This is a genomic window from Burkholderia seminalis (assembly GCF_001718535.1).
Taxonomy (GTDB): domain Bacteria; phylum Pseudomonadota; class Gammaproteobacteria; order Burkholderiales; family Burkholderiaceae; genus Burkholderia; species Burkholderia seminalis.
Window position 1 is genome coordinate 218,104 of sequence record NZ_CP013400.1, and the last position, 24,493, is coordinate 242,596.

27 protein-coding genes and 1 pseudogene are annotated in these 24,493 nt (G+C 66.7%); 16 read left to right on the forward strand and 12 right to left on the reverse strand.

Going from position 1 to position 24,493, the window contains the following annotated elements; genetic code table 11:
• The first annotated feature begins 30 nt into the window (after positions 1-30).
• The 4 genes from arsB to WJ12_RS21645 all read left to right on the forward strand — a co-directional run bounded on the left by arsB (position 31) and on the right by WJ12_RS21645 (position 3,234).
• Entirely contained in the window at positions 31-1,104 is a 1,074-nt protein-coding gene (gene arsB, locus WJ12_RS21630; protein WP_059560034.1) for an ACR3 family arsenite efflux transporter, read from the forward strand.
• A gap of 22 nt (positions 1,105-1,126) precedes the next feature.
• Positions 1,127-1,849 carry an arsenical resistance protein ArsH gene (arsH, locus tag WJ12_RS21635; protein ID WP_034189614.1) on the forward strand — a complete coding sequence of 241 codons (723 nt, stop codon included), beginning with the start codon at positions 1,127-1,129 and terminating at the stop codon, positions 1,847-1,849.
• A 111-nt stretch (positions 1,850-1,960) separates the two neighbouring features.
• On the forward strand, positions 1,961-2,413 hold the full coding sequence (gene arsN2 / locus WJ12_RS21640; protein WP_034189613.1) for an arsenic resistance N-acetyltransferase ArsN2: 453 nt from the start codon (positions 1,961-1,963) through the stop codon (positions 2,411-2,413).
• 149 nt (positions 2,414-2,562) lie between these two features.
• Positions 2,563-3,234, forward strand: coding sequence for a MarC family protein (locus tag WJ12_RS21645; RefSeq protein ID WP_059560032.1), 672 nt, complete (start codon positions 2,563-2,565; stop codon positions 3,232-3,234).
• A 59-nt stretch (positions 3,235-3,293) separates the two neighbouring features.
• On the opposite strand, the gene WJ12_RS21650 is transcribed toward WJ12_RS21645, so the two are convergent.
• Positions 3,294-4,145, reverse strand: a complete 852-nt coding sequence (locus WJ12_RS21650; protein ID WP_059560029.1) for an ion transporter — start codon at positions 4,143-4,145, stop codon at positions 3,294-3,296.
• Positions 4,146-4,229: 84 nt separating this feature from the next.
• Entirely contained in the window at positions 4,230-5,039 is an 810-nt protein-coding gene (locus WJ12_RS21655) for a TlpA family protein disulfide reductase (RefSeq protein ID WP_059560118.1), read from the reverse strand.
• On the opposite strand from WJ12_RS21655, the gene WJ12_RS36040 reads away from it, so the two are divergent.
• The gene (locus WJ12_RS36040) at positions 5,029-5,454 is read left to right on the forward strand and encodes a hypothetical protein (RefSeq protein ID WP_156444809.1); all 426 of its coding nucleotides are present in this window, start codon (positions 5,029-5,031) and stop codon (positions 5,452-5,454) included. The genes WJ12_RS21655 and WJ12_RS36040 overlap by 11 nt on opposite strands.
• A 148-nt stretch (positions 5,455-5,602) precedes the next feature.
• Here WJ12_RS36040 and WJ12_RS21660 read toward each other — a convergent pair whose 3' ends face one another.
• Both WJ12_RS21660 and WJ12_RS21665 read right to left on the reverse strand, forming a co-directional pair.
• The gene (locus tag WJ12_RS21660) at positions 5,603-6,196 is read right to left on the reverse strand and encodes a DUF4410 domain-containing protein (protein WP_059560027.1); all 594 of its coding nucleotides are present in this window, start codon (positions 6,194-6,196) and stop codon (positions 5,603-5,605) included.
• Between the two features lie 222 nt (positions 6,197-6,418).
• Complete coding sequence (locus WJ12_RS21665) at positions 6,419-7,408, reverse strand: hypothetical protein (protein WP_034189609.1); 990 nt, start codon at positions 7,406-7,408, stop codon at positions 6,419-6,421.
• A gap of 190 nt (positions 7,409-7,598) precedes the next feature.
• Between WJ12_RS21665 and WJ12_RS21670 the strand changes: the two genes are divergently transcribed.
• Entirely contained in the window at positions 7,599-8,324 is a 726-nt protein-coding gene (locus tag WJ12_RS21670) for a class I SAM-dependent methyltransferase (RefSeq protein WP_059560115.1), read from the forward strand.
• A gap of 186 nt (positions 8,325-8,510) precedes the next feature.
• Here the strand turns inward: WJ12_RS21670 and WJ12_RS21675 are convergent, their stop codons facing one another.
• Together WJ12_RS21675 and WJ12_RS21680 are read right to left on the reverse strand one after the other, a co-directional pair.
• Entirely contained in the window at positions 8,511-8,987 is a 477-nt protein-coding gene (locus WJ12_RS21675; RefSeq protein WP_059560024.1) for a GNAT family N-acetyltransferase, read from the reverse strand.
• A 206-nt stretch (positions 8,988-9,193) separates the two neighbouring features.
• Positions 9,194-10,231, reverse strand: a complete 1,038-nt coding sequence (locus WJ12_RS21680; RefSeq protein ID WP_069245817.1) for an aldo/keto reductase — start codon at positions 10,229-10,231, stop codon at positions 9,194-9,196.
• A gap of 127 nt (positions 10,232-10,358) precedes the next feature.
• Here WJ12_RS21680 and WJ12_RS21685 point away from each other — a divergent pair, with 127 nt between their 5' ends.
• Both WJ12_RS21685 and WJ12_RS35115 read left to right on the forward strand, forming a co-directional pair.
• Positions 10,359-11,246, forward strand: a complete 888-nt coding sequence (locus WJ12_RS21685) for a LysR family transcriptional regulator (RefSeq protein ID WP_034191147.1) — start codon at positions 10,359-10,361, stop codon at positions 11,244-11,246.
• Between the two features lie 3 nt (positions 11,247-11,249).
• Positions 11,250-11,585 (forward strand): annotated as a pseudogene (locus WJ12_RS35115) (class I SAM-dependent methyltransferase); the annotation flags it as partial.
• A gap of 45 nt (positions 11,586-11,630) precedes the next feature.
• Here the strand turns inward: WJ12_RS35115 and WJ12_RS21690 are convergent.
• Entirely contained in the window at positions 11,631-12,053 is a 423-nt protein-coding gene (locus tag WJ12_RS21690; protein WP_034188580.1) for a hypothetical protein, read from the reverse strand.
• A 249-nt stretch (positions 12,054-12,302) separates the two neighbouring features.
• On the opposite strand from WJ12_RS21690, the gene WJ12_RS21695 reads away from it, so the two are divergent.
• The 3 genes from WJ12_RS21695 (at position 12,303) to WJ12_RS21705 (ending at position 13,858) form a co-directional block, all read left to right on the forward strand.
• Positions 12,303-12,740 carry an Hsp20/alpha crystallin family protein gene (locus WJ12_RS21695; RefSeq protein WP_059560018.1) on the forward strand — a complete coding sequence of 146 codons (438 nt, stop codon included), beginning with the start codon at positions 12,303-12,305 and terminating at the stop codon, positions 12,738-12,740.
• 15 nt (positions 12,741-12,755) lie between these two features.
• Positions 12,756-13,163 carry an Hsp20/alpha crystallin family protein gene (locus WJ12_RS21700; protein WP_049028888.1) on the forward strand — a complete coding sequence of 136 codons (408 nt, stop codon included), beginning with the start codon at positions 12,756-12,758 and terminating at the stop codon, positions 13,161-13,163.
• 131 nt (positions 13,164-13,294) lie between these two features.
• A complete protein-coding gene (locus WJ12_RS21705) occupies positions 13,295-13,858 on the forward strand; it encodes an Hsp20/alpha crystallin family protein (RefSeq protein WP_034188577.1) in 564 nt (187 codons plus the stop codon).
• 93 nt (positions 13,859-13,951) lie between these two features.
• Here the strand turns inward: WJ12_RS21705 and WJ12_RS21710 are convergent, their stop codons facing one another.
• The 4 genes from WJ12_RS21710 to WJ12_RS21725 all read right to left on the reverse strand — a co-directional run bounded on the left by WJ12_RS21710 (position 13,952) and on the right by WJ12_RS21725 (position 16,804).
• Entirely contained in the window at positions 13,952-14,293 is a 342-nt protein-coding gene (locus tag WJ12_RS21710) for a hypothetical protein (protein WP_034188576.1), read from the reverse strand.
• Positions 14,294-14,420: 127 nt separating this feature from the next.
• Complete coding sequence (locus WJ12_RS21715; protein ID WP_034188622.1) at positions 14,421-14,675, reverse strand: hypothetical protein; 255 nt, start codon at positions 14,673-14,675, stop codon at positions 14,421-14,423.
• Positions 14,676-14,782: 107 nt separating this feature from the next.
• On the reverse strand, positions 14,783-16,405 hold the full coding sequence (gene groL, locus WJ12_RS21720) for a chaperonin GroEL (RefSeq protein ID WP_059560015.1): 1,623 nt from the start codon (positions 16,403-16,405) through the stop codon (positions 14,783-14,785).
• An 81-nt stretch (positions 16,406-16,486) separates the two neighbouring features.
• Positions 16,487-16,804 (reverse strand): co-chaperone GroES, encoded by a 318-nt coding sequence (locus WJ12_RS21725; protein ID WP_034188621.1) that lies wholly within the window; start codon positions 16,802-16,804, stop codon positions 16,487-16,489.
• A gap of 344 nt (positions 16,805-17,148) precedes the next feature.
• Between WJ12_RS21725 and WJ12_RS21730 the strand changes: the two genes are divergently transcribed.
• Both WJ12_RS21730 and WJ12_RS21735 read left to right on the forward strand, forming a co-directional pair.
• A complete protein-coding gene (locus WJ12_RS21730; protein ID WP_049030128.1) occupies positions 17,149-17,448 on the forward strand; it encodes an ArsR/SmtB family transcription factor in 300 nt (99 codons plus the stop codon).
• 31 nt (positions 17,449-17,479) lie between these two features.
• Positions 17,480-18,832, forward strand: a complete 1,353-nt coding sequence (locus tag WJ12_RS21735; protein ID WP_059560012.1) for a pyridoxal phosphate-dependent decarboxylase family protein — start codon at positions 17,480-17,482, stop codon at positions 18,830-18,832.
• A gap of 3 nt (positions 18,833-18,835) precedes the next feature.
• On the opposite strand, the gene WJ12_RS21740 is transcribed toward WJ12_RS21735, so the two are convergent.
• On the reverse strand, positions 18,836-19,753 hold the full coding sequence (locus WJ12_RS21740) for a LysR family transcriptional regulator (protein ID WP_059560009.1): 918 nt from the start codon (positions 19,751-19,753) through the stop codon (positions 18,836-18,838).
• A 144-nt stretch (positions 19,754-19,897) separates the two neighbouring features.
• On the opposite strand from WJ12_RS21740, the gene WJ12_RS21745 reads away from it, so the two are divergent.
• The 3 genes from WJ12_RS21745 (at position 19,898) to WJ12_RS21755 (ending at position 24,484) form a co-directional block, all read left to right on the forward strand.
• Positions 19,898-21,121, forward strand: coding sequence for a Zn-dependent hydrolase (locus WJ12_RS21745; protein WP_059560006.1), 1,224 nt, complete (start codon positions 19,898-19,900; stop codon positions 21,119-21,121).
• A 127-nt stretch (positions 21,122-21,248) separates the two neighbouring features.
• The gene (locus WJ12_RS21750; protein WP_049030123.1) at positions 21,249-21,719 is read left to right on the forward strand and encodes a cupin domain-containing protein; all 471 of its coding nucleotides are present in this window, start codon (positions 21,249-21,251) and stop codon (positions 21,717-21,719) included.
• A 326-nt stretch (positions 21,720-22,045) separates the two neighbouring features.
• Entirely contained in the window at positions 22,046-24,484 is a 2,439-nt protein-coding gene (locus WJ12_RS21755; RefSeq protein WP_059560003.1) for a GH92 family glycosyl hydrolase, read from the forward strand.
• The last annotated feature ends 9 nt before the right edge of the window (positions 24,485-24,493 follow it).

A 24,493-nucleotide genomic window follows, 5' to 3' on the forward strand; every position in this document is an offset into this window, starting at 1 on the left:
GCCGGCGGCTTCGAAAACGAACCTTGTCAGATGAACACGTCCCCCGTCACGCCGCCCGGAGCGGCCGCCGCGAAACCCGCGATCAGCTTCTTCGAACGCTACCTGACGGTCTGGGTCGCGTCATGCATCGTGGCAGGCATCACGCTTGGCCAGTGGCTGCCCGGCCTGTTCCAGCAGATCGGCCGGATGGCGTACGCACAGGTCAATCTGCCGGTCGGGCTGTTGATCTGGGTGATGATCATCCCGATGCTCGTCAAGGTCGACTTCGGCGCATTGCGTGACGTGCGCCGGCACGTGAAAGGCATCGGCGTCACGCTCGTCGTGAACTGGCTGGTCAAGCCGTTCTCGATGGCGTTCCTCGGCTGGCTGTTCATCCGCCATCTGTTTGCACCGCTGCTGTCGGCGGAACAACTCGACAGCTACGTCGCCGGGCTGATCCTGCTGGCCGCCGCACCGTGCACGGCGATGGTGTTCGTCTGGAGCCGGCTGACGGGCGGCGATCCGCTGTTCACGTTGTCGCAGGTCGTACTGAACGACAGCATCATGGTGATCGCGTTCGCGCCGCTGGTCGGGCTGCTGCTCGGCATGTCGGCGATCACGGTGCCGTGGGCGACGCTGTTCACGTCGGTCGTGCTGTACATCGTCATGCCGGTGATCCTCGCGCAGATCCTGCGCAAGCGGCTGCTCGCGCACGGCAACGCGGCGTTCGACGCCGCGATGACCAAGATCGGCCCGTGGTCGATCGCCGCGCTGCTGGCGACGCTCGTGCTGCTGTTCGCGTTCCAGGGCGAAGCGGTCCTGAAGCAGCCGCTGGTGATCGCGCTGCTCGCGGTGCCGATTCTGATCCAGGTGTTTTTCAACTCGGCGCTCGCGTACTGGCTCAATCGTGCGGTCGGCGAGCAACATGACGTCGCATGCCCGTCGGCGCTGATCGGCGCGTCCAACTTCTTCGAACTGGCGGTCGCGGCCGCGATCAGCCTGTTCGGCTTCCATTCCGGCGCGGCACTGGCCACCGTCGTCGGCGTGTTGATCGAGGTGCCGGCGATGCTGCTGGTCGTGCGCATCGTCAACCGGTCGAAGGACTGGTACGCGCGCCGGACCTGAGCACACACCAGGGAATCCAGACATGACCGACCACGTGAACGATCTGCCGCAACTCGATGCCGCGCTGTTTCGCGTGCCGGACGCCGCCCGGCTGCGGCCGGCGTCGCCGTCGACCCATCCGCCGCGACTGCTGCTGCTCTACGGTTCGTTGCGTGAACGTTCGTTCAGCCGCCTGCTGGTCGAGGAAGCCGGGCGCCTGCTGACGGCGATGGGCGCCGAGGTGCGCGTGTTCAATCCGAGCGGCCTGCCGCTGCCCGACGACGCGCCCGAGCATCATCCGAAGGTGGTCGAGCTTCGCGAACTCGTGATGTGGTCGGAAGGGATGGTGTGGTGCTCGCCGGAACGGCACGGCGCGATGACCGGGATCATGAAGTCGCAGATCGACTGGATCCCGCTGTCGGTCGGCGCCGTGCGGCCGACGCAGGGCAAGACGCTCGCGGTCATGCAGGTGAGCGGCGGTTCGCAGTCGTTCAACGCGGTGAACCAGATGCGGGTGCTGGGGCGCTGGATGCGCATGCTGACCATCCCGAACCAGTCGTCGGTGGCGAAGGCGTTCATGGAGTTCGACGAAGCCGGGCGGATGAAGCCGTCGGCGTATTTCGACCGGGTGGTGGACGTGATGGAGGAACTGGTGAAGTTCACGCTGCTGACGCGCGACGTCGGCCCCTATCTGGTCGACCGGTACAGCGAGCGGAAAGAAAGCGCGGAGGCACTGTCGAAACGCGTCAATCAAGCGCGTATCTAGCGTTCGTTGTCGAATCAACGCCGAGACGCTCAGGCACGTTTCGTTGCGCGGCGTTGGATTGGCTGGAGCGTGCTGGATACAGCGACGTCACTGCAAACCGGGAGTGGAACCATGGTACCTGTTCGTCAAGCGACCGAGTCCGATCTGGCCTCGATCGAAGCACTGCTTCGAGCCAGCGGTTTGCCGACCGAGGGCGTCGCCTTGTCTCTGCCGCATTTCGTTGTGGCCGACGCGGCATCCGGCATCGTGGGGTGTGGCGGAATCGAGTTCCACGGACGCCATGCGCTCGTGCGTTCGATCGCCGTCGTCGAGCACGCGCGTCGCGCCGGCGTCGGGCGGATGCTGGTGGCCCGCCTGCTCGCGGAATGCCGCGCGCGGGCCGTCCGGTCGATCGGGTTGCTGACCACGACGGCGGAAGACTACTTCGCCGGGCACGGTTTCGTCCGTATTGCCCGCGAGGATGTGCCCGAGCCGTTGTTGGCGTCCAGCCAGTTTCAGGGTGTCTGTCCGGGATCGGCCGTCGCGATGCTGATGGTCTGCGACGACAGAATCGGACTCGGCTGATTCCCTTCCCGGTTCACATTCCCGACAATTCGGTTTCTGCGGCCCGGCATACCCCGTGTGCCGGATCATGGAGATATCTCCTCTTCGCGGCCGGTCTTCTCGACTGGCCGCTTTTTTATTCCCGTTCGTCACCGGAGAGCACGATCGCGATGCAGCTCGACCGCCTGATCCCTGAAATCCTGTTCGGCTTCACGGGCCTGATCGGCATCATCAACCCGTTCGGCATGGCGTTCGTGTTTCTCGAGCGCACGCAATCGCTGACCGAAGCCGAGCGCGCGACGCTGTCGAAGCAGCTCGCGACGAACGTGTTTTTCACGCTGCTCGTGATCTTCTTCGTCGGCGCGCCGGTGCTGAACTTCTTCGGGATTTCGATGGAGGCGCTGCGCATCGGCGGCGGCTTCGCGGTGGCGGTGGCCGGCTGGTCGATGCTGAACGCGCCGGACGTGCCGGCGGGCGGCGACGTTGCCGTGCATGGTGACGACTTGCAGAAGCTGATGGCGCGCGCGTTTTTTCCGCTCACGGTGCCGTTGACGATCGGGCCCGGCTCGATCGCGGCCGGTATCGCGCTGCATGCGAACCGCGCGCATACGGCCGCCGACTATCTGTTGTCGGGTGTGGTGTCGGTGGCGGTCGCGGCACTGGTCGCGTTCGCGATCTGGCAGACCTACAGCCGCGCGACGACGCTCGCGCGTTATCTCGGTGGAGAGGGCACGAAGGTCGCGATGCGCGTGTCCGCGTTCCTGTTGCTGTGCGTCGGCGTGCAGATCATGCTGACGGGCCTGTCGGAGTTCGTGAAGACGTTCGGCGGGCAGGGCGGATGACGAAGAAGGGGTTGGCACCCGTGCCGGTGGTCGCGGAGTCGAGCTGAAGCGGCCCGGTCTTATTCCGCCGATGGCGTGGCCGGGCGTGAATCGTGCGCCGCGGCACCGGCCGCATCGTCCTTCGGCAACACGCTGCCGCAATGCGGACAACAGCCGGCACGTGCATCGCCCGCGCGCTTGCGCTCGAGCGCCGACGCGACGAGTTCCGCGCCCATGATCCCCGTCGGAAACGCGATGATCCCGTAGCCGAGCAGGATCGCGCACGACGTGATCAGCCGGCCGAGCGGCGTGACGGGCGTGAGATCGCCGTAGCCGGTCGTGCTCATCGTCACCGCCGCCCAGTAGACCCCCACCGGAATGCTCGTGATCCCGTGCTCGGGCCCTTCGACGAGAAAGATCACCGTGCCGAGAATCACGACGAGCACGAACATCCCGCCGATGAACACGAAGATCTTGCGACGCGCGCGCGCGAGTGCGCGGATCAGCATCTGCCCTTCCTCGAGATAGATCGACAGCCCGAGAATGCGGAACACGCGCAGCAAGCGCAGCAGCCGCACGTCGATCAGCGCATGCAGGCCGGGGAAGAAGAACGCGAGATAGGTCGGCAGTACCGACACGAGATCGACGATGCCGAAGAAACTGCGCGCATACGCGGCGGGCCGCTTCGCGGTGAACAGACGCAGCAGGTATTCGGCCGAAAACAGCAGCGTGAACGCCCATTCGGCCGCGTAGAGCGTGCGGCCGTATTGCGCGTGCAGTTCCTGCACGCTGTCGGCCATCACGACGAGCACGCTCGCGACGATCAGCGTGAGTACCGCGACGTCGAGCTTGCGGATGAACGACGGACGATGCACGCATTGCCGGACGGCATCGCGTACCGTGTCGAAGGCGGTCGGATTCAGCGAATTCATGGGCCCGAGTGTACGGACGACGCGCCGCAGGGCCTATCGGACGTGTCTGATTCCGGTGCCGCCCAACCGGCCGCCCCGCGGGCGTTACTGCCCGAAGCGTTGCGCGATGGCATCCTTCAGCCGCGCGGCGGTCAGCTCGCCCATGTGCGACTCGACGAGTTCGCCTCGCGCGTTGAAGAACAAGATGGTCGGCAGCCCGCGCGAGCCGTACGCATGCATCGCACGCAGCGACGGATCGAGCAGCACGTGATCGAAGCGCAGGCCCTTTTGTTCGAGGAATGCGCGCACGACCTGCGCATTTTCGCCCTGGTTGAGCATCAGCACCGTGATGCCGGGATGGTCGCGCTGCGCCTGTTCGAGAATCGGCATTTCGCGCTGGCACGGCGGGCACCACGTCGCCCACAGGTTCACGACCACCGGCTTGCCGACGAAGCTTGCCGGCAACACGGGCGCGGCATCGAGCGCCCGGAGTTGCAGCGCGGCCAGCGGCGCGGCGCTCTGCTGCAACGTCGCCAGCGTGCCTTGCGCGATCCCCCACGCACCGAGGCCCGCGACGATGCCGGCCAACACCGGTCGACGCAGCGCGGGCAGGCGGCGCAAGCGCCAGCCCGCGAACACCAGGGCGGTCGCAACACCGATACGCCAGTCGAAACCGCCGTCGCCGAGCGCGACGATCGAGCGCGGCGATGCCGCATAGTCCGGCCACCACTGCGCGACGTAGCCGGCGCGCGCGGCGATCAGCCCGAGCAGCAGCACGTCCAGGATCAGGCTCGAGGCGGTCTTGTGATGTCCGTCAGGCGGGCGGCGCTGGATGAAACGCGCGACGAGCCACGCCAGCAGCGCGGCGACGGCGACCGCGACGACGCGAATCGAGAAGGGACCGATGCTCAGCATGAAAGGGATGAGTGGAGGTGAACGAGCGGGGAAGGAGAAGGGATTGTCCGCCGCGGCGAAGAAACCGTCGACGGTCATGCGGCGTTTCGACCGGTTGCCGCGCAACGCGGTTCCCTTCGAGAACGTAACGGCGTGTTGCGGATTCGGTGAACGCGCGTGGAGCAGGACCGTGACCGACATTCGGAAGGGCTGCGAATCAGACTGGTCTGATGGTCAGCGGAATACCGCTCGTCAACAATACGCATACCGGCGAGATGTGGTGTCCTCCGGTATCCCGAACAGGGATCTCTCCTTGACGGCCGCTCCTTTTGCGAGCGGCCGCTTTTTCAGCGCGGTGCATGCGGGCGTGAATGCCTTGTGGCGGTCGGTGGGCGCGGCCGCAATCCGGTTCATATCGGCTGGTTCAACGGAATAGGAACGCTGCCACATGCGAGCACAGGGCATTCACTCGCGCATTGCTTGACGCCCGGCTTGCGCTCGGCGCGGCCGTTCGTCGCCGGCGGCACGGGGATGCCGCCGTGGCTCGACGCGCCGCGCATCCGCGGCCCGTCGAGCGTCGAGTCTTACAGCTTCTTCGAAGCAGCCGGTGCCGCGTCAGCCTGCTGCGCGCCGGCCGCCGGTTCGAGCGTGGTCAGCGTCTTCTCGGTGAACTTCTCGTACAGCCAGTTCATGCGCGTATCGTCCATCCCGCCGGCGATGCCGCCGAGTGCATACGATGCCGACACCTTGAAACGGTCGATCGGGTGGTTGTCGGCGTCGAGCAGCGTCACGGTGCCGTCGACGTGATCGTTGCCGGCCATGAAACCGAACATGACGGCGGAGAAGCTCGAGCGCACGCGAATACTGTTGACTTCGACGTTCAGATGCATGGCATCGGTCGAATCCGCCTTTGCCAGCAGCTTGCGTGCATCCAGCGCGCTTTCGATTTTTTCCTGCAGTTTCTTCGCGTCGAACTTCAGGTTGTCTTTCAACGCTTCCTGCGCGGCATTGTCGAGCGTGACCTTCACGATCACGGGTTTCGTGCCGAATTTCGTCGTCGATGCGGTCACGGCGGCCCCGTCCGGATCGCTGGCGTCGCGTGTCACGCTGCTGGCGCAGCCCGACAGGAAGCCGATCGTCACGAATGCCAGCGCGGCGTGGCGGAAAAGAGATTTCATGATTTGGTCTTTTGATTTGGGTTATTTGAATTGGCTCTGTGGCCGGGCGGGAATTTAACACGGGGCGACCGGATTCAATTCGACGAATAGATCGAAAATCGAATCGGTGTTTATTCGTCGCGGTGTGAGTACGCCAATGAATGGCCGGGACAATGCACGGTGAGTGGTGAACGGCGATGGGGATTCGCCATTGCGTTTGCGAGGTCGTCTATTGACGAGCGATTACTGGCCGTTGCGGGATGCCGATTCGCCTAGCCGATACGCGGTGAAGAACTCGTACCACGGCGACCCTTCCGTAACCGGTACGCCGAGTGCCGACGTCCGCCGTTTCAGCGCGCCGAATACGTCGTTGATGAGTGCGATCCGCGCCGGGTCGCCAAACGGTACCGGTTGCGCCCGCCCCGCGGCGAACGTCCCGTACGCGATTGCCAGCAGGCGTGCCGGGTCATCGGTGCCCGCGATGGCTGCGTCGATCCTTTCGACGAGACGCGGCCGGTCTTCGGCGCGCGACCCGGACAGGCACAGGAACACGAGCGCCGACAGTTCATGCAGGTCCTTGACCTGCAGCAACGCCGGCAGCCGCGCGACGATCCGCTCGACCGGTTCGTCGCGCAGCGCATCGCCGAAGTCGAGCACGGCGGTCATCGGATTGCGGTCCGCATTCAGCCGATCGAGCGCAGGCACGCTGGCGGGCGCGGCTGCCGGTGCAGATCGCAGCGCGTCGGCCACCTGCTGCGTCCATGCCGGAAAGATCATCCTGACGTTGCCGAATTGCTCACCGCCTTCCGCCGCCGGATTCCACCGGTACACGATCGTGCCGCCGTGAATGAACGGCGAATACAGGTGCTCGGGCGTTTGCGGCAGCGGCCGCCGGTTGATCGGCAGCCACGCGAGCGTCAGCCAGTCGTAATGGCCCGTCGCCGGCACGGCGGGGCTCGAACTCGCGACGACCTGCCACGTGCCGCGATTCGCGTAGCGGCGGCGCGCGTCGGGCACCGGGACGGTGCGGCCTTTCGCGGTGTCGAAAACCGTCGTGCCGGTGACGTTCTGCCCGCTGTCCTTTGCCGGCGTGATGGTCGAGATGACCCACGACGCGCCGTCCGCCGCACGGTAGTCGGACGGCTTCAGCGTCGCGACGTCGTGCACCATGCGCGTTTCCGCCGCGACGGCGCTCGGCGGGAGATCGGCGGGGGCGGCCAGGATGCTCGGCATGGATTTTCCTCGGAATCGGGTGCGCATCGTCGAACGGGGCGATGCGCGGCGGCACGGGTTGTTTCCCGTAACTGTAGGACGTCGCGGCCGGAAACGGAAACCGGCCGGATGGCCAATCCGCCCGCGCCGTTCGCCGCTTCGGCTTACCATGCGCATCCTGGGCAACGACGAATACCGGGCGGAAGCGGACATGACGAACACGAAAGCCATCACCGAACACTGGACGCAGGTGGCCGACCAATGGATCGGCTGGGCCGGCAAGCCGGGCCACGACGCATTCTGGAAATACCGCGCCGGGCTCGCGGCCTACATCGGCCGCGGCACCGGCACCGCCCTGGAGATCGGCTGCGGCGAGGGCCGCGTGAGCCGCGAGCTGAAGGCGCTCGGCTACGACGTGACCGCGAGCGACGCGGTGCCCGCGATGCTCGACGCCGCGCGTCATGCCGATTCCGCGCATCGCTATCAACTGGCCGACGCGGCGGCGCTGCCGTTCGACGATGCCAGCTTCGATCTCGTGATGGCGTACAACGTGCTGATGGACCTCGACGACATGCAGCGCGCGTTGCACGAGGCGCGCCGCGTGCTGAAGCCGGACGGGCTGCTGTTCATCTCGCTCGTGCATCCGTTCCGCGATCGCGGCGGCTTCGCCGGGCCGCAGCCCGACGCGCCGTTCGTGCTGAAGGGCAGCTATTTCGGGCGCGCGCATTTCGACGGTGTGGAAACGCGCGACGGGTTGTCGATGCACTTCGCGGGCTGGTCGCTGCCGCTGCAGGCGTACATGGAAGCGCTGGAAGCGGCGGGGCTCGCGATCGTGTCGCTACGCGAGCCGCCGCCCGATCACGCCGATACGGATCAACTGAAGCAATGGGCGCGCGTGCCGCTGTTTTTGTGGATCAAGGCGCGGCCGGTGGGGTGAGCGCGGGCGGTCAAGGTCGGGCGACGACGATGGGTTCGCCTGTCCGGATGAGAACATGAATTGACGCGTTGAACGGGTAGCCGTGGGGATGCAGAAACCGATGGAATGACGGATCTCGTATCCCCTGGGCTACTGTGGCTTGTCGACGTGAGACGGCCAGCATTCCGACACCCGTTTTCATCCCTTTCAGCGCGACAACTCCTTCCGGTAGAGCACGGCCCCCGGCTTTTCCGCGACGGTGTCGTACAGCCGCATCGCCGTGTGATTCGTCTCGTGCGTCTGCCAGTACACGCGTTCGGCGCGATGCGCACGCGCGGTGTCGTACACGGCCTCGATCAGCGCGCGGCCGACGCCCTGGCCGCGCTCGCTGTCGAGCGTGAACAGGTCCTGCAGGTAGCAGGTCGGTCCGGCCAGCGTCGTGCTGCGGTGATACAGGAAATGCACGAGCCCGACGAGCCGGCCTGCGCGCTCGGCGACGAGCGCATGCACCGGTTCGTAGGCGTCGAAGAAGCGCGACCACGTGAGCTGCGTGATGCGCATCGGCAGGGCCGTGTCGTCGAAACGGCCGTAGAAGCGGTTATAGCCGTCCCACAGCGGCAGCCACTGGTCGTAGTCGTCTTCCGTGACCGCGCGTACGGTCAGTCCGGTGTCGTTGGCATTCATGTTGGCGGGCCTTTCGATGAGAACGGCGCGCGGCCGATCCGGCCGACGCGTCGCAGGTCTCTACGATAGGAAGTTCACGGCACCATGGGTAGGCCCAGGCCGGCGGCATTTCATGGTGCCACGGCCAACCCGCAAGCAGCGGCGCAACAGGATCATGACGACCCGGCAACACGTTCGGGATGCGCGGACGGGTACGGCGCGGAGGCTTACCCGCGCAGCGGCGGGTTCAACCGCGCGAACGCCGCCTGCCGGCGATACGGGAAGTACGGATAAGGCGCTTCGACAGCACTCGCCGCATCGAGCTTCGCGACCTGCGCATCGGTCAGCGCCCAGCCGATCGCGCCGAGGTTCTGCCGCAACTGTTCCTCGTTGCGCGCGCCGACGATCACCGACGACACGGTCGGCCGCTGCAGCAGCCAGTTCAGCGCGATCTGCGGCACCGTCTTGCCGGTTTCCTCCGCGATCGCGTCGAGTGCATCGACCACGTCGTACAGGCGTGCGTCGTCGACCGGCGGCCCGTAGCTGGCCGTTTCATGCAGGCGGCTGCCTTCGGGCAGGGGCGCGTTGCGGCGGATCCTGCCGGTGAGCCGGCCCCAGCCGAGCGGGCTCCACACGAGTGCGCCGAGGCCCTGGTCGGCGCCGAGCGGCATCAGGTCCCATTCGTAGTCGCGGCCGACGAGCGAGTAGTAGACCTGGTTGGCGACATAGCGCGACCAGCCGTGCCGATCGGCCGCTGCGAGCGATTTCATGATCTGCCAGCCGGCGAAGTTCGAGACGCCGATGTAGCGCAGCTTGCCCGCGCGCACGAGATCGTCGAGCGTCGACATCACTTCCTCGACCGGCGTGCCCGCATCGAATGCGTGCAGCTGCAGCAGGTCGATGTAGTCGGTGTCGAGGCGGCGCAGTGCGTCGTCGACGGCGCGCACGAGCCGCGCGCGCGACGTGCCTGCATCGTTCGGACCGTCGCCGGTCGGCAAGCCCGTTTTCGTCGAGATCAGCACCTGGTCGCGACGCCCCTTGATCGCCGCGCCGAGCACGCGCTCGGACGCGCCGTCCGAATACACGTCGGCCGTGTCGAACAGGTTGACGCCGGCTTCGAGGCAAATGTCGACGAGGCGGCGCGCTTCATCGACGCCCGTGTTGCCCCATGCGCCGAACAGCGGGCCGGTGCCGCCGAAGGTGCCTGCGCCGAAGCTCAGGGCGGGAACCTTGAGGCCGGAACGGCCGAGCGTACGGTATTCCATCTGCGTTTTCCTTTGGTCGGGTGAGCGAGCGGGGCCGCATGTCGATCGTCGGCCACTCAATGTACCGTTTGCGACTTTTCCTGATAATCCTGAAGATAGCGAAAATATCCTTCGGAAGAGGCGAACAATGCTGCTCGACAATCTCGCGCTGTTCCTGCGCATCGTGGAGAAGGGCGGGCTGGCCGCAGCGGGTCGCGAGGTCGGCCTGTCGCCGGCCACGGTGTCCGAGCGGCTGACGGCGCTCGAGCGCCACTACGGCGCGGCGTTGCTCACGCGCACGACGCGCGCGATCAGCCTGACCGACGAGGGCCGCACGCTCGTCGACGGCGCGCGGCGCCTGCTGGCCGAGGCCGACGAACTCGAAAGCCGCGTGCGGCTCGGCGTGCAGACGTTGTCGGGGCCCGTGCGGCTGAGTGCGCCGGCCGATCTCGGGCGCGAGCGCGTGGTGCCGGTCGTCGATGCGTTTCTGGCCGAGCATCCAGGCGTGACGGTCGACCTGCATCTCGGCGACGGCTACGTCGATCTCGTCGGCCAGGGGCTCGATTTCGCGATCCGCCGCGGCACGCTTGCGGACAGTTCGCTGCGCAGCCGTTTGCTCGGCCGCGCGCGGCGCGTGGTGTGCGCGTCGCCTGCGTATCTCGCCGCGCACGGCACGCCGGTGCATCCGGACGAGCTCGCCGCTCACGACTGCATCGTGATGCGCTTCGGGCCGGACCTGTATGCCGAATGGCCGTTCAGCATCGATGGCGAACCGAAGCGCGTGATGGTGCGTGGCCGCCGCGTGGCCAACGACGGCGCGCTCGTGCGCGCGTGGTGCATCGCGGGGCATGGCGTTGCGCTGAAGTCGCTGGTCGACGTCGAACAGGATCTGGCGTCCGGCGCACTGGTCGAGGTGCTCGGTGCGTTCTCGCCGGGCGACGTCGATCTGCAGATCGTCTATCCGGGCAGCGCCGCGCAGCCGAGGCGCGTGCGTGCGTTGATCGACAGGCTGGCGCAGGCGCTGGCGACGACGTGACACGCGAGCGACGCGGTGCCCGCGATGCTCGACGCCGCGCGTCGCGCCGATTCCGCGCATCGCTATCAACTGGCCGACGCGGCGGCGCTGCCGTTCGACGATGCCGGCTTCGATCTCGTGATGGCGTACAACGTGCTGATGGACCTCGACGACATGCAGCGCGCGTTGCACGAGGCGCGCCGCGTGCTGAGGCCGGACGGGCTGCTGTTCATCTCGCTCGTGCATCCGTTCCGCGATCGCGGCGGCTTCGCCGGGCCGCAGCCCGATCACGCCGATACGGATCAACTGAGGCAATGGGCGCGTATGCCGCTGTTTCCGTGGATCAAGGCGCGGCCGGTCGGGGTGAACGTCCGACGTGGCGCACCCGGCGCAACGGCCTTCCCGTCATCCGGCCAGGCTGTTTTCGGGCGGCGGACCGGCCGGTCCGCGGATCGGTGGCGTCGTACTCAGCTTCTCCGACAGCATCCGCTCGTACACGCCGAAGTGCAGGTCGACCTCCTTCTGCGTGACGGGGGTGACCGTGATGTTGATCTGCTCGGGCAGCAGGCCCAGCACGACCGCCACCGCCGCTTCAAGTTGCGGTGCACAAACCTGGTCCTCCGCCATCGTCGTGCCGACCAGCACGTCGTAGGTCCGCTCCTGCCGGCAGACGACTTCGACGAGCCGCGCCCGCGCGCTCATGTTGTGGTCGATCGCGAGCCGGACGACCTCGGTCACGGTGCGCATCGTTTCGGTCGGAAAGCCTTTCGTCGAGCGCAGCCGGACGCGATGCCTGCCCAGCGTGAGCCAGTCCGTGTCGAATTCCATGACGTTCTCCGCATGCAGTTCCGGGTCGCTGCGATGATAGGTTCCAGCACCGGAATTTCAAGTGCGAAAATCCGCCGGCCCGGCTTGAAATTTTCCGCGGAGTGCCTATCTTGATTTTCGCTTAGGCAGACGCGCGAGTGACCTCATCCCGCGCGCTGCGTGTTTCGATTTGTTTGCCGGCAGTCCGGCAGGCGAACTGGAGCGCGTAGGCCCGTTCGCCTCCCGGCTGCATTCGAGGAGGATACGATCATGAGCGATCTTTACTTCGGAACCGACTTCTTCAGCGGGTTGGACCGCCTGCAGCAGATGGCGCAACGCTTCGGCGGCTTCCCGTCCAGCATCCGCGCCGGCCGGTCCGGCACGTTTCCGCAGATCAACATCGGCGCGACCGACGAGTCGATCGAGATCGTCGCGTTCGCGCCGGGAATCGATGCCAACGAACTCGATGTGTCGATCGACAAGGGACTGCTGATCATCAGCGGCGAGCGGCGGTCGACCCAACCCGACACGGGAAGCGAGACGCGCACCTATGCGCAGGAGCGCTTTGCCGGCACCTTTCGGCGCGTCATCGAGTTGCCCGACACGGCCGATCCCGACAAGGTCCAGGCGCGCTACGACAACGGCTGCCTGTCGATCAGCGTCGGCAAGCGCGAGTCGTCGAGGCCGCGCGCCATCTCTGTCCAGTAACGCAAGGAGGCGATCATGAACGACACGACCCAACTGGCTGAACGCGATCCGTCCGCCGTCACGCGTCGCGCCACGGAACAGCCCACGCGACGGATCACCCTCACGCCGGCCGTCGATATATACGAGGACAGTCAGGGCATCACCCTGTGGGCGGATCTGCCCGGCGTGACGAAGGACAAGCTGGACATCAAGGTTCACGACGGCAGCCTCTCGATCGAGGCCGAGGCGGCGGTGCCGACGCCCGCCCAACTGCGCCTGCAGCATGCGGAGGTCCGGGAGCCGCACTTCGCCCGGACGTTCACGCTGTCGCCGGACTTCGACACGTCGAAGATCGAGGCGAGCCTCCGGGACGGCGTGTTGAAACTGACCCTCCCACGTCGCGACGAGGCGCGCCCGCGGCGCATCGAAGTCAAGACCGGTTGACCTTCGGCAACGGTAAATCGGGAGCCTGGGCGGCCGCGACCGTGCGGCCGCCCGTCGCGAACCGGACGCAGGGGGCACCGGCGTCCGCTGTCACGCGGCAATCCCGGGAAAGGACAGTATCGGAGGACGCCATGAATACCGATCCGAAAAAATGGAACCCGTTCAAGTTCCTGCGCGGCGCGGCCCGCAAGTCCGACGGGGACGGCCCGGAAAACCCGCAAACGAGCGAACCGTGGCAGGCCTCGTGGCCCGACATTCCGCGACTGCTCTCGCGGGAGCCGTGGCGTGTCGTGGAGACGTTCCTTCATGACCCGTTCGCCGGCCGTGGCGCGCTCGAACGATGGTTCGGCGACTTCAGTTCGTCGCGCTTCCAGCCGCGCATCGACGTCGTCGATGAAGGGCCGGTGCTTCGCGTGACCGCCGAACTGCCCGGAATGGCGCGCGAGGATCTGAAGGTGAGCGTCGAGGACGGCGCGATCGTGCTGCGCGGAGAGAAAAAGCAGGACGTGCGCAGCGAGGAAAACGGCTGTTACCGGCTGGAGCGTGCCCATGGAAGCTTCGTGCGCACGATCCCGATGCCTGAAAACGCCGACCCCGACCGTACCTTGGCGAAGTTCGACAACGGTGTGCTGACGCTGACCGTGCCGAAATCCGAGCCGGCGCGGACCCTGAGTCGCACGATCGAGATCCACTAGGCCAGACCGGCAACGTGCCGGGGCGGCGGCCGGATACCGGGCGCGCCGGGCGGTTGGCGCAGGCCGCGGCGCGGCCGGTTTTTTGTCCGCCGGTCAGGAGTGACGCACGGGCGTGAAGCCGGCGACGCTCGACGCATGTCTCACGGCATCGTCCTTCGGCCCCGGTGCGATCTCGCACCAGAATTCCTGATGACGGGCACCGAGCCGACGGGCCGCCTCGTAGCGGTGAAAGTGACTGGCGAGCCAGAACCGGCAGCCGTCGAAGAACACTTTCATCGCCGGCCGTGCCGCGCGCATGGCGCCCAGCCGGATCGCGGTTTTCGCTTCTTCCAGCGCTTCGACGTCGCTTGACGCGTTGCCGAGAAGCGCGTCATCGACTGCCAGTTGCAAGAACGTCAGGTAGTCCCGCCCGAGCACGCCGGCAGGCAGCCCCATCGACGAGCGGACGGACGAACGAGGTTCGCTGGGCATGGTGATGTCCGATTCAGCGGGATGGCAGGACGATCGAGGCGCGCGCCTGTGACGCCGCAGCCTCGGCTCCGGCCCGATGGGCCGGTCGAGTTCATTCGCCGGCCATGAGATGCCGGATGACCAGCGCCGGGTCGGCGATATCCAGAATCAGGCGGCGAAGGATGCGCCTGCGCATGTGCTCTTCGTCGAGGCTCCAGGGCTCGCCCTGTTTGCCGAGATAGCGCGCGAGCGCGTCCCGGTTGTCCGTGCCCGCGGGCAGGTTCAGCCGGGCGGCCAGCAGTCCGGCCACGACGTCGTCGAGTTCGATGTCGAGCCGTTTCGAGTCGATGCAGAGTTCGAGTTTCATGTCGGTCGCCGGAAAAAAAGCGGCGCCGCGTGAATGGCAGCGTGCGGCGCCGAACGAATGGCGCCGGCCGCGACTGTTGGCCGGCGCGTGCACGACCCGCTGCCGGGTCAGTACTCGAGTTCCGGTGCGGCGGCCTGCACCGGCTTTTCGTCCTTCGGGGCGTCGGCGACCGTTGCGTCCGTCGTCAGGATCAGCCCCGCGATCGACGCGGCGTTCTGCAGCGCCGTACGCGTGACCTTGGTCGGGTCGACCACGCCTGCCTCGACGAGATCGCCGTACTCGCCGGTCGCCGCGTTGTAGCCGAAGTTGCCCTTGCCCTCGAGCACCTTCGCGATCACGACCGACGGCTCGTCGCCCGCATTCGACACGATCACGCGCAGCGGTGCCTCGAGCGCGCGCAGCACGATCCGGATGCCGGCATCCTGATCGGCGTTCGCGCCCTTGAGGTCCGACAGCGCCGCGCGTGCGCGCAGCAGCGCGACCCCGCCGCCAGGCACGATCCCTTCTTCGACCGCCGCGCGCGTCGCATGCAGCGCATCGTCGACACGGTCCTTCTTTTCCTTCATTTCGACTTCGGTGACCGCGCCGACCTTGATCACGGCGACGCCACCCGCGAGCTTCGCCACGCGCTCCTGCAGCTTCTCGCGATCGTAGTCGCTCGTCGCTTCGTCGATCTGCACGCGGATCGACTTCACGCGCGCATCGATGCGCGCCGCGTCGCCCGCGCCGTCGATGATGATCGTGTCGTCCTTGCGCACCTCGACGCGCTTCGCGCGGCCGAGATCGTCGAGCGTGGCCTTGTCGAGCTGCTTGCCGGTTTCGTCGGAGATGACCGTCGCGCCGGTCAGGATCGCGATGTCCTCGAGCATGGCCTTGCGCCGGTCGCCGAAGCCCGGCGCCTTGACGGCGGCGACCTTCAGGATGCCGCGCATCGCATTCACGACGAGCGTCGCGAGCGCTTCGGCCTCGACATCTTCCGCGACGATCAGCAGCGGCTTGCCGGCCTTCGATGCGGCCTCGAGAATCGGCAGCAGATCGCGAATGCTCGAGATTTTCTTGTCGTGCAGCAGGATCAGCGCGTCGTCGAGATAGGCGGCCTGCTTGTCCGGATCGTTGATGAAGTACGGGCTGACATAGCCGCGATCGAACTGCATGCCTTCAACCACGTCGAGCTCGTTGTCGAGCGACTTGCCGTCCTCGACCGTGATCACGCCTTCCTTGCCGACCTTCTCCATCGCGTCGGCGATGATCTTGCCGATCGCCTCGTCCGCGTTCGCGGAAATGGCGCCGACCTGCGCGATTTCCTTGTGGGTCGAGATCGGCCTCGACAGCGTGCGCAGCTCGTCGAGCACCGCGCCGACGGCCTTGTCGATGCCGCGCTTCAGGTCCATCGGATTCAGGCCGGCCGCGACATGCTTCATGCCTTCCTGCACGATGGCCTGCGCGAGCACGGTGGCGGTCGTCGTGCCGTCGCCGGCCACGTCGGCGGTTTTCGACGCGACCTGCTTGACGATCTGCGCGCCCATGTTCTCGAAGCGCTCCTTCAGCTCGATTTCCTTCGCGACCGACACGCCGTCCTTGGTGATCACGGGCGCGCCGAAGCTGCGCTCGATCACCACGTTGCGGCCCTTCGGACCGAGCGTCACCTTCACCGCATCGGCCAGCACGTTCACGCCCTTGACGATGCGGTTACGCGCGCCGTCGCTGAATTTCACGTCTTTTGCAGCCATTTTGATTGCTCCGGAAAAAGTCGTTGATCGGAATGCCGCGCACACCGGGCCAACACCGGTGCGGCGCGGTCGAAGCGGGTGTCAGGCCGCTTGTCGGGCGGCTTGCGAGCCGGGTTCGAGTACGCCCATGACGTCCTCTTCGCGCATGACCAGCAGTTCCTCGCCGTCCACCTTGACGGTCTGGCCCGCGTATTTGCCGAAGAGCACCTGGTCGCCGACTTTCAACTGGAGCGCGCGCAGCGTGCCGTCCTGCAGCAGCCGGCCGTTGCCGACTGCGACGATTTCGCCTTGTTCCGGTTTTTCCGCCGCCGAATCGGGTATCACGATGCCCGAAGCCGTCGTCCGCTGCGTTTCGATTCGCTTGACGATAACCCGGTCGTAGAGGGGACGAATCTGCATTTCCATCTCCTGAGCGATTAAAGGATCACCAATAAGGGAATCCGGCTGCGGGTAGCGGGGCGCGTGGAACGCCGCCATGCAGCCGAGCCAATGTCTGGCGGATTGCGAAATAGAGGCGCCCGTCGCGCGCTTCAAGAGGGGGTGAAAACGGCTATTTGTAACAAATTGTTTCGTGGCGATGGCAGGAGGTGAGGGACCGTGCCGAGGGCATATGAGGCGCGATCGCGTCGCATGGCGGTGCCCCTGAACGGCGAACGACATCGCCCGCCGACATCGCCGTTCGCCCCCTTGCCCACGTTTCGTCATTTAGCTAATATTCAAAACGTCAAACGAAACCGCATCTCATGGACGACGTCACCCGCATCAGCGCCCTGGCCAACGAAAGCCGTCTGGCCGTGCTGCGCTGGCTCAAGCAGCCGCGCGAGCATTTCCCGCCGCAGCCGCACGGCGATATCGACGCGCTCGGCGTGTGCTGCACGTACATCACCGAGAAGCTCGGCATCGCGCCGGCCACGACCACGCGCCACATGCGCATCCTCGCGGATGCCGGGCTCGTGCGGGCCACGCGTGTCGGCAAGTTCACGTACTACAAGCGGATCGACGGCGCGCTCCAGCAGCTCGGCCACGATCTCTCGCAACTCTGACGCACCGCTGATTCCCACCGAGGCAACCGACATGGACGAACTCGCACTGCTGGCCGACGCCGACCGGCGCGCGCACGCGTATCTGGCTGCAACCGCCGACCGGCGCGCGTTTCCCGACGCGGCCGCGCTGGCCGGTCTCGCCGCTTTCGACGAACCGCTGCCCGATACGGGCCGCCCGGCCGACGACGTGCTGCGCCTGCTCGACGAGCGCGGCACGCCCGCGACGGTCGCATCGAACGGCCCGAACTACTTCGGCTTCGTGATCGGCGCGACGCTGCCGGCTGCCGCCGCGGCCGAACGATTGATGCTTGCGTGGGACCAGTGCGCGTCGTCGTATGCGAATTCGCCGGTGGCCGCGACGCTCGAACGGCAGGCCGCGCGCTGGGTCGTCGACGTGCTCGCGTTGCCCGAAGGCAGCGCGGTCGGCTTCGGCACGAGCGCAACGGCCTGCACGCTCGTCGCGCTGGTGGCCGCGCGGCGCGCATTGCTCGCGCGCAAGGGCTGGGACATCGACGAGGACGGCCTGATCGGCGCGCCGGAAGTGAAGGTCGTGATCTCCGCGCTCGCGCACATCACGGTGAAAAAGGCGCTGCGCGTGCTCGGTTTCGGGATGAAGCGCATCGTCGTCGCGCCCGTCGATGCGCACGGCCGCATCGACCCCGCGCAGTTGCCGCCGCTCGACGACATGACGATCCTCTGCGTGCAGGCCGGCGAAGTGAACACCGGCGAATTCGATCCGTTCGCGGCGCTGATTCCGCCCGCGAAGGCGGCCGGCGCCTGGGTACACGTGGACGGCGCGTTCGGCCTGTGGGCGCGCGCGTCGGCGAAGCGCGCGCTGACCGACGGCATCGACGGCGCGGACAGCTGGACGACCGACGGCCACAAGTGGCTCAACACGCCGTACGACGGCGCGATGGTGATCTGCCGCGACCCGGCCGCGCTTGCCACCGCGATGAACAGCGACGCCGTCTACCTGAGCGGCGCGCGCGATGCGCAGAAGAACCTGAACCTCGAATTCTCGCGGCGTGCGCGCGGCATCCCCGTCTGGGCCGCGCTGCGTGCGCTCGGCCGCGCCGGCGTGGCCACGATGGTCGAACGGCATTGCGCGCAGGCGGCGCGGGTCGCGGACGGGCTGCGGGCGGCCGGCTACGACGTGTTGAACCGCGTCGTGCTGAACCAGGTGCTCGTGCGCGCCGGCACCGACGCGGAAACCGCGGCGGTCCTCGACGCCGCGCAGGCCTCGGGCTACGTATGGTTCGGCGCGACCGTGTGGCAGGGGCGGCCGGCGTTCCGGATCAGCGTGTCGTCGTGGCGCACGGAAGATGCGCACATCGACCGGCTCGTCGCATTGCTGACGGAGCTGCGCGGCGTGCACGTGCGCTGAGCGTCACGCGTCGGCCGTGGCCGTGATGGTTGCGGATGCAACTTTCAGGCATTCGATGAGGTGTAGCGCGGCCGGTGTCAGCCATGCATGCCGCCGCATCACGATCGCAACCGTCAACGCGGGCATCGGCTCGGCGAGATCCAGCGTGACGATTCCGCGCGACTTGCGTTCGACGTCCGCGAGCGGCCGCGCGAACACGCCGAGCGCATCCGTCTGCGACACGAGCCCGAGCGTCGCGGCAAACGACGGGCAGTGAACCACCCGCTTCGGCACGTCGAGGCCGAACGGCGTGAAGATCGAGCGCACCAGATCGTCCCCGCCTTCGCCGTAGCGCGGCACGCACCAGTGTGCATCGACGAGCTCGCGCAGCGAGCGGGCGCGCGCGAGCCGATGCCGGTTTCTCGCGACGACCGCGAACGCGGTCCGGAACAACGGAATGCTCGCGAGCGCGTCGGGGTCCGGCATCGCGTTCGACAATTGATGCGTGACGATGAAATCGAGCGAACCGTCGCGCAGCCGCGCGAGATCCGTCGCGGTGAGCGCGTCGTCGACGTTCAGTGTCGCGCCGGGCAGGTCGCGCATGAACGCGGCGAACGCGCGCGGCAGGATCGTCAACGCGACGGTCGGACTGACCGCGATCGACACCGAGCCGGTCGTGCCCAGCCGCAACTGCTCGATCTCGTCGCGCGTGCGCTGGATCTCCTCGACGATCAGCCGCGCGCGAATCGCGAACGCGCTGCCGTAATCGGTCAGTTCGATCCCTTTCACGCTGCGCACGACGAGCGGCACGCCCAACTCCTGTTCGAGCTCGCGCACGATGCTGCTGATGGCCGGTTGCGTGACGCCGAGCGCGCGCGCCGCGCCGCGAATGGTGCGATGCTCGGCGACCGCGAGAAACGCATCGAGTTGCTTGAGCTTCATGACCGATCGATCCGGTTGCGGGGAAGGCGCAGGGTGTCGGGTGGAACCCCGGGTGACAAGGAAAAGTTATCGTCCACAACGAAATCTTGGATTTTTCTTATTGGGTCGAGTGTATATGCTCGGGGCTTTTCAGGAGCGGTCGCGATGATTCTCGTTAACCAGCAACGGCTGTGGGATTCGCTGATGGAGATGGCGACGATCGGCGCGACCGCGCACGGCGGGAGCTGCCGGCTCGCGCTGACCGACGACGACGCGCGGGGCCGGCGCCGCTTCATCGCATGGTGCGAGGCAGCCGGCTGCGAGGTCCGCATCGATCCGATCGGCAACGTGTTCGCGCGCCGGCCCGGCACGCAGCCCGACCTGCCGGCCGTGATGTGCGGCAGCCATCTCGACACGCAGCCGCTCGGCGGACGTTTCGACGGTGTCTACGGCGTGCTGGCGGGCCTCGAAGCGATCCGCGCGCTGAACGAGCACGGTATCGAAACGCGGCATCCGATCGACGTCGTCGCGTGGACCAACGAAGAGGGTTCGCGCTTCACGCCGGGCATGATGGGCTCGGCCGTTTATGCCGGCTCGCTGGATCTCGACTACGCGCTGGCCCGCCCGTGCATGCAGACGGGCGTGCTGCTGCGCGACGAACTCGAACGCACCGGCTTCGCCGGCCCCGCGCGCGAGCGGCAGATGCCCAACGCGTATTTCGAAGCGCATATCGAACAAGGGCCGGTGCTGGAGCAGGCCGGCTTGCCGATCGGCGTCGTGACGGGCGTGCAGGGCATCTACGAACTCGACGTCACGGTGAGCGGCTTCGAATCGCATGCAGGCACGACGCCGATGAGCGTGCGCCGCGACGCGATGGGCGCGGCGGCCGCGATGATCGCCGCGATCGTCGAGCACGGCCACGCATTCGACGCCGATGCGCGCGTGACGGTCGGCCATGTCGCGTGCCAGCCGAATTCGCCGAGCACGATACCGGGCAAGGTCCGCTTCAGCGTCGACGTGCGTCACCCGTCGCGGCCGGCGTTGCAGCAGCTCGTCGCCGACATCGAAGCGATCTGCTTGCGGCGCACCGCGCTGCGCGGTACGACGGTGGAAGTGCAGACCATCGCCGAATACGAGCCGGTGGTGTTCGATGCGGAATGCGTCGCACGCGTGCGGCGTGCGGCGGCCGCCGCCGGCTATCCGTACCTGGAGATGTGCAGCGGCGCGGGGCACGACGCGGTGAACCTGTCGTACGTCGCGCCGTCCGCGATGGTGTTCGTGCCGTGCAAGGCCGGCCTGAGCCACAACGAAGCGGAAGACGCCGATCCGGTGCACCTCTCGCAAGGGGCGTCCGTGCTGGCGAACCTGCTGGCCGATTGCGCGCGTTAGCCCAGTTTGGCCGCGTCGCAGGGGCGGCCTGACGCGCCTTGCAAGCGTGAAAATGTCGGACAATGACCGCTGCGCGCGCCGCGCCGGCGCCGCATTCAACTGACGCATTCACGCTTGCGAGATCCCCATGTCGACTCCCTTTCCCCGGGAACTGCTGAAGGCCGCCGATATCGAGAAGATGGAACCGACGCGCGCGGTGCATTCGCTGAATCCCAATGCCGTTCGTCTCAAGCGACAACTCAGCGACCTGACCGGCCTGACGCAATTCGGTGTTCACCTGCTCACGCTGATGCCCGGTCACGAATCGGCCGAATATCACCGCCACCTGTACGAAGAGGAGTTCGTCTACGTGCTGGCCGGCACGGGTTCGGTCACGATCGGCGAACGCGCCAGTGAAATCGGGCCGGGCGATTTCATCGGCTTCCCGCGCGGCGGCGAAGCGCATACGGTGCAGAACACCGGCGATGCGCCGCTGGAACTGCTCGTCGGCGGGCAGCGGCTCGAACACGACGTCTGCGAATACCCGCGAATTGGCAAGCGGCTTTATATCGCCGGGGAACTCGAGGATTACGTCGATCTGCCGAAGCAGTCGTCGTGACTGGTCACGTCATCAATACCGGATCCCGTATAAAAATCGAATCAATTGACTTTTGTTTAGATAAACAAAATAAAAATTCGTAAAAACACGGGGTAGAGAAATCACGTTTATTTGGGCACGCTTGTGCGCGTTGTCCGTTCCCGGGCGCCGGCATGTCGACATGCCGGTGCGTCCTTTTCGGGCACCCAGAATGCGGCAATAAATACATGCGTCCGGCAGTTTCGACCGATTGACCGCGTACGCGACAAGTCACGAAAAAGATTCCTGATCTAAAGCTCAGTAGTTCGAACCAACAGCTTGATTCAAGAACGAAACGGAGACAGGCAATGTCGAGGAACTGGGGGTGGCGAGCGGCGCTGCTGGCGCTGTGCGTTGTGCTGGCTTCGTGCGGCGGCGACGGCGATTCGCCGTCGGTCGCGGTGTCGAATCTGTCGGCCGCGGCGCATGGGCAACGCAATGAAAACGATGACAGCACCGGCAACGAAGCATCGAAGAAAAACGCCGACATGCGCGTCGTCCAGTACGTCGATCCGCTGATCGGCACCGACTACGCGACCGATCAGCCGGCCGACCCGGTCGGCTCGGGGCTCGGCGGCGGCACGTTCCCGGGGCCGACGGTCCCGTTCGGGATGATGCAGTGGAGCCCGATGACGCCCACCGCGCAATACGACAGCCGCAAGGGCGACGGCTCCGGCTTCTCCGGCGGCTACTGGTACGGCGACACGTCGATCAACGCATTCAGCATCCTGCACCTGAGCGGCACCGGCTGCTGGGCGAATGGCGGCTACCTGAACGTGATGCCGCAGCTCACACCGGGCGATGCCGGCACGCCGGCCAGCTTCAGCCACGCGGACGAAACCGCGCAGGCCGGCTACTACGGCGTAACGCTCGGCAACGGCATCAAGGCCGAACTGACGACGACGGTGCGCACCGGCTTCGCGCGCTTCACGTATCCGGTACTCGCGCGGGGCCAGCAGGCGACGATCGCGATCGATCCGACCGTGCTGAACAACCGTGCACAGGGCACGACGCGCGACACGATCCGCCAGGTCGGCGACCGCGCGCTGTCGGGCACGATCGCGGGCGGCGGATTCTGCTGGGCCGGGCATGCGGTGCCCGTCTACTACTACGCGGAGTTCAGCCAGCCGTTCGCGGCGAAGCCCGCGTTGTCGAACGACAGCCCCGTGACGTTGACGTTCCATGTCGACCGCAAGCAACCGGACGTGATGATGAAGCTCGGCATTTCGTTTGTCAGCGAAGCGAACGCGAAGGCGAACCTCGACGCGGAAAACCCCGGCAACGCGATGCACGGCCGGGCAGGCTGGAACTTCGACGAGGTGCGCCGCGCGGCGAGTGCCGCCTGGAACGCCCGCCTGAACGCGATCCAGGTCACCGGCGGCAGCGATGCCGACAAGACCAGGTTCTACACCGCGCTGTATCACGCGTCGCTGCATCCGAATGTATTCAACGACGTGAACGGCCAGTATCCGGACTTCCATGCATCGAACGGCGCGCCTGATGCGCCGACACGTCAGGTCGACCGGGGCCGCACGATGTACGCGAACTTCTCCGGCTGGGATATCGACCGCTCGTTCATCCAGTTGCAGGCGCTGCTCGATCCGGTGCGCACCAGCGACATCGTGCAGTCGCTCGTGCTCGACGCGAAGGCCTGCGGCGCCTTCCCGCGCTGGGCATACTTCAATACGGAAACGGCCGTGATGCCGGGCGACGCGGGATCGATCATCGCGGCGAACGCGTATGCATTCGGCGCGACGAATTTCGATACGCAGGCCGCGCTGTCGATCATGAAGCGCAGCACGGCGCCCGGCGCAGCGTGTGCCGGCACACCCGTGATGGGCAGCCGAGCGGACTACGACCGGCTCGGCTACGTGCCCGCGTCGGGCAGCGGCGACAACCAGACCGCGTCGAACACGCTCGAATACGCCGTGCGCGATTTCGCGGTGTCGCGCTTCGCGACGGCACTCGGCGATACGGCGACGGCCGGCACGCTGCTGAAGTCGAGCGGCAACTGGCGGAACCTGTTCGACAGGACGGCGATCCAGCCAAAGACGTCGGCCGGCGCGTGGGTCACCGACGGCTCCGGCTTCATGGAAGGCAACGCCGAGCAATACACGTGGTACGTGCCGCACGATCTCGCGGGCGTGGTCGCGCGGGCGGGCGGCGCCGCACCGGTCGTCGAGCGGCTCGACACGTTCTTCACGCACCTGAACGTCGGCACCGTGCAGCCGTATTTCTACGTCGGCAACGAAGTGACGATGGCCGTGCCGTGGGTCTATGCGTGGGCCGGCGCACCGTCGCATACGCAGCGCGTGCTGCACGCGTCGCTCGCGAACGCGTTCGGCACCGGCGCGGCGGGGTTGCCCGGCAACGACGATCTCGGCGCGCTCTCCGGCTGGTACGTGTGGGCCGCGCTCGGTCTCTATCCGGTCGTGCCTGGCGTGAGCGGCGTCGCGCTGTCGAGCCCGCAGTTCGAGAAGATCACGGTGCGCGTCGGGCAGCAGGACGGCAGCTACCGTCTGCTGCGCATCGCCGCGCCGGGGGCAGGCTCCAGCGACGGCGCGTCGTTCTACGTGAAGTCGCTGAAGCTGAACGGCGCACCTTACCCGACCGCATGGCTGCCGTTCGAACACATCGCGCAGGGCGGGACGCTGTCGTATTCGATGACGGCCGACGCGAACGCCGCGACGTGGGGCACCGATGCGTCCGCGATGCCGTCGTTCCCGCAGGCGGCCGGCGCGCAGTAAGGCTGGACG